This is a genomic window from Desulfovibrio sp. 1214_IL3152 (assembly GCF_036763055.1).
Taxonomy (GTDB): domain Bacteria; phylum Desulfobacterota; class Desulfovibrionia; order Desulfovibrionales; family Desulfovibrionaceae; genus Desulfovibrio.
In genome coordinates, this window is record NZ_JBAIYW010000035.1 from 1 (window position 1) to 1,491 (window position 1,491).

The 1,491-nt window shown below is 61.4% G+C and carries 3 protein-coding genes; all 3 read right to left on the bottom strand.

Annotated elements, in window-relative coordinates; translation table 11 throughout:
• Positions 1 to 88 precede the first annotated feature (88 nt).
• The gene (locus V6C07_RS00725; protein WP_333534455.1) at positions 89 to 439 is read right to left on the bottom strand and encodes an AzlD domain-containing protein; all 351 of its coding nucleotides are present in this window, start codon (positions 437 to 439) and stop codon (positions 89 to 91) included.
• Positions 436 to 1,185 carry an AzlC family ABC transporter permease gene (locus tag V6C07_RS00730; RefSeq protein WP_333534457.1) on the bottom strand — a complete coding sequence of 250 codons (750 nt, stop codon included), beginning with the start codon at positions 1,183 to 1,185 and terminating at the stop codon, positions 436 to 438. The genes V6C07_RS00725 and V6C07_RS00730 overlap by 4 nt, the downstream gene beginning before the upstream one ends.
• 71 nt (positions 1,186 to 1,256) lie before the next feature.
• The coding region (locus V6C07_RS00735) for an HPP family protein (RefSeq protein ID WP_333534459.1) at positions 1,257 to 1,491 on the bottom strand (235 nt) is incomplete at its 5' end.

Below are 1,491 nucleotides of genomic sequence, written 5' to 3' on the forward strand. Positions count from 1 at the left end.
CGCAGGGCAGGAAGGCTGTGCGCCGGGTCGTGCTCTGCCGTGACCGGCGTGTCAGGGGCTATATGCGCGGCAGGCGCGTGCGTATCCATCAGTACAGTCCCGAATAGCGGGCCAGAATAACCAGGCCGATGCCCACAACAATGGTCAGAAAATAGTTTTTGCTCCACCACGCCACCACCAGCGCCGGCAGGGCCGCCATGAGAAAGAGGTTGGACGGCCCGGCATTGAACGAACCTTCGTAGATGAAGATGTCCGGGCCTACCAGCGCGGCCATGACCGCCACAGGAACAAAGGAGAGCCAGTGCCGGAGAAGCGGGGGCAGGTTGTCGCCCTTGAGAAAGGTGACGGGCAGAATCTTGGGCAGCAGGGTTACCAGGGTGCTGCCCAGAATGCACAGGATGAGGCCCGTGTGGGTATCAAGCCAGCCGGATTCATTCATGAGCGCACCTCGTCGGAATGTGCGGGCGTGCGGGAGCGCGCGTTTTCCTTTTTCTCCCGGTACAGCAGCAGGGCCGTACCCAGGCTTGCGCCCGCCACTGTGGCAACGGCGATGTTCCACTGGCTCATACCCGCGCTTTTGAGGGCAATGGACAGGGTCATGGTGAAAAGGGCCACCAGAACATGCAGGCGGCTCACGCACTGCGGCACCAGCAGGGCCAGAAACATGGCCGTAAGCGCGTAATCAAGGCCCAGGGGTTTTACATCGCTGACCAGTTCGCCGCAAAACGCTCCTATGGCGCTGCCGCCCACCCAGGCAAGCTGTGTGGTCTGGTTGCACACAAATAGTGTGGTCAGGTTGCGCTTCCAGCCGTTCTGGAAGGCCGTGATGTGGACGGCAAAAGTTTCGTCCGTAAGGCCAAGCCCCAGCAGAAAGCGCTGCATGCGGGGCAGCCCCGCCAGCCAGGGAGACTCTGCGGCCGACTGGAGCAGGTAACGCAGATTCACGATAAAAACCGCCGCCATGATGGACAGCGCTCCTGCTCCCGCTCCCCACATGCTGGCAAAGACAAACTGTCCCGAGCCGGAAAACATGAGTACCGACATGGCGACAGCCAGGGAAGGGGGAATGTTGTTTTTGACCGCCAGAACGCCAAAGGCAAAGCCTACCGGGGTATACCCGAGAACAATGGGCAGTGCGCGGCGCAGCCCCTCCGCCAGGGGGGACGCGGGGGAAATGCTCGACATGTTGCAAACCTCGCCGGATACCGGAAAAGAAAAGGGCTACCCTTTTTGGTGCTGCGTGGCAAGTCGGCGTTTCACCACCAGAATGTGGGATATTTTTTCCCGGCGGCAAGGTTGTTGGCTGCAAGGGCCAGCAAAAGCATGCACACGGCTCCTGCGGCGCAAGGCAGCAAGACGTACCAGTAGCCCATGCTGTGGATGCCAGGCCCGCCGATAACGGCAATAAGGGCCGTGGCTCCGCCCGGAGGGTGCAGGGTCTGGGTCATGTGCATAAGGGCGATGGCTGTGGAAACGGCCAGCGCCGAGGCA